Annotated in this window: 2 protein-coding genes; both read left to right on the top strand. The window is 68.1% G+C overall.

The window, feature by feature from the left end:
• On the top strand, positions 1 to 597 hold a 597-nt coding region (locus ACLQ62_RS14860), incomplete at its 5' end, for a tripartite tricarboxylate transporter TctB family protein (protein ID WP_411722403.1).
• 1 nt (position 598) lies between these two features.
• On the top strand, positions 599 to 2263 hold the full coding sequence (locus ACLQ62_RS14855; protein ID WP_411722402.1) for a tripartite tricarboxylate transporter permease: 1665 nt from the start codon (positions 599 to 601) through the stop codon (positions 2261 to 2263).
• The last annotated feature ends 278 nt before the right edge of the window (positions 2264 to 2541 follow it).

Here is a 2541-nt window from a genome sequence, read left to right as displayed (position 1 = left end):
AACCCCCCCCCCGCGGGGGGGGGGGCGCGGGCCCCCCCCCGCCCCCCCCCCCCGCCGGCCGCCAACGAGCCGGTCGGCACAACCACCTCTCGCGCGAAGCTGGGCGAGCTGATCTTCGCCGCGCTGGCCCTCGCGCTCGGCATCTTCACATTCGCCGGGGCATTCTCGATCCGGCTCCCCGGCGCAGGCACCCAGGTCGGGCCGCGGGTCTTCCCGTTCCTCGTCGGCACGATCCTCGTGATCTCGGCCGCAGCAGTCCTCATCGGCGTGCTACGCGGGCGACTCGCCGACGTCGAAGAGGGTGAGGATGTCGACGCGAACGCGAAGACGGACTGGATCACCCTCGCAAAGATCACCGCGTTCGTCGTGGCCCACATCGCCCTGATCGAAGTGATCGGCTGGCCGTTCGCCGCCGCCGTCCTCTTCGGCGGTGTCGCCTGGTCGCTCGGTGCCAAACGCTGGTGGGCCGCCCTGCTCATCGGGCTGGCCCTCGGCCTGGTCGTCTACATCCTCTTCGGAGGCGTACTCGGCCTCTCCCTTCCGTCCGGGCCGCTTCTGACGTGGCTCGACCCCCTGCTGCGAACCCTGAGAGGCTGACATGGAGAACATCCTGAGCCTGCTGGAGGGTTTCGCAACCGCCCTCCAGCCCCAGTACCTGATCTTCGGATTCATCGGCGTGCTCGTCGGCACCGCCGTCGGCGTACTGCCGGGCATCGGCCCGGCCATGACCGTCGCACTGCTGCTTCCGCTCACCTACACGCTCGACCCGACCGCCGCCCTCATCACGTTCGCCGGCATCTACTACGGCGGTATGTACGGCGGATCGACGACGAGCATCCTGCTCAATACCCCCGGTGAATCCGCATCGATCGTCACCGCCCTCGAGGGCAACAAGATGGCGAAACTCGGCAGAGGTGCCGCTGCTCTCGCAACGGCGGCGATCGGTTCGTTCGTCGCCGGCACGATTGCGACCGTCGGCCTGACCCTCCTCGCACCAATCATCGCCACATGGGCCGTGCAGCTCGCACCGGCCGACTACGTCGCCCTCATGGTCGTGGCCTTCATCACCGTGGGCGCGCTGCTCGGCTCCTCGGTCTGGCGGGGCCTCACCTCGCTGGGCATCGGCCTGTTCCTCGGCCTCGTCGGCACCGAACTCCTCTCCGGCCAGCAGCGGTACACGTTCGGCCTGCTCCCCCTCGCCGACGGCATCGACATCGTGCTCGTAGCCGTCGGGCTCTTCGCCGTCGGCGAGACCTTCTATGTCGCGAGCCGGATGCGACACGGTCCGATCGCGCTCGTTCCCGTGACCCGGGGATGGCGCAGCTGGATGACCAAGGACGACTGGCGTCGCTCCTGGAAACCCTGGCTGCGCGGCACGGCGATCGGATTCCCTATCGGCACCATCCCGGCCGGTGGGGCGGATGTCGCCACGTTCCTCTCCTACGCCAGTGAGAAGAAGCTCAGCAAGCGCAAGGAACAGTTCGGCCGCGGCGCCATCGAAGGTGTCGCCGGCCCGGAAGCGGCGAACAACGCGGCAGCGGCCGGCGTTCTCGTGCCCCTGCTCACCCTCGGCCTGCCAACGACGGCGACCGCGGCGATCATCCTCTCCGCGTTCCAGTCCTACGGCATCCAGCCCGGTCCGCAGTTGTTCACGAACCAGCCGGCCCTCGTCTGGGCGCTCATCGCGAGCCTCTATCTCGGCAACGTCATGCTGCTCGTGCTCAACCTGCCGCTCGTCGGCATCTGGGTGAAGCTGCTGCAGATCCCAAGGCCGTACCTCTACGCAGGCATCCTGACCTTCGCTGCGCTCGGCGCCTACGCGGTCAACTTCGCGATCGTCGACATCGTGATCCTCCTGGTCATCGGAATCGTCGGGTACTTCCTGCGCCGGTACGGCTACCCGATCGCGCCGCTTGTCATCGGTATGATCCTCGGGCCGATGGCGGAGGAACAACTGCGGAAGGCGTTGCAACTGAGCCAGGGCGATCTGGGTGCTCTGTTCACCCGGCCGTTCGCCGCCATCTGCTACCTCGCTTTGATTGTCATCATCGCGCTGGGAGTCTGGCTGCGCCACCGCCAGAGTCGGCTCGAGCGAACACTCGCCGCGGCGGCAGCCGCCGACACCTCCCTGACCGCTGCGGTGAACCAGGCGTGGGATGCCGGCGACCGGCCGACCGACGTGAAAACGTCCGACATCCGGGTCCAGCCTCCCCTCGAAGAGACACCGCGAGCGAAGGGACCACGCAAGCGAGGCGACCGTTAGGCCAGGATGTCACGCCACCGGCGACTTCGACGTGGGCGCGAGATCCAGCGCCCGCTGCTGCCGCAGCCCGAGCCGTGGGAAGCGATGGCGGTCGGGTGCTTCTCTTCAGCAGCCCGCTCGATGAAGGGGAGCTGCCGGGCGAATCGGCCGTCTGGCTGCGGCGGGACTGACACGGCCACGATAAGAAGTCGCGGGCCACGCCGAGCCGAGGATCCCGGTGGCAGTCACTCACTTGAATCAGAAGGGTGGTGTTTCGTTCGGGTCGGATGCCGGCGGCG

Source organism: Mycetocola sp. (assembly GCF_046716805.1).
Taxonomy (GTDB): Bacteria; Actinomycetota; Actinomycetes; order Actinomycetales; family Microbacteriaceae; genus Mycetocola_A.
Note: the sequence above shows the minus strand (reverse complement) of the source record. Positions and strands in the feature narration are given on the sequence as shown.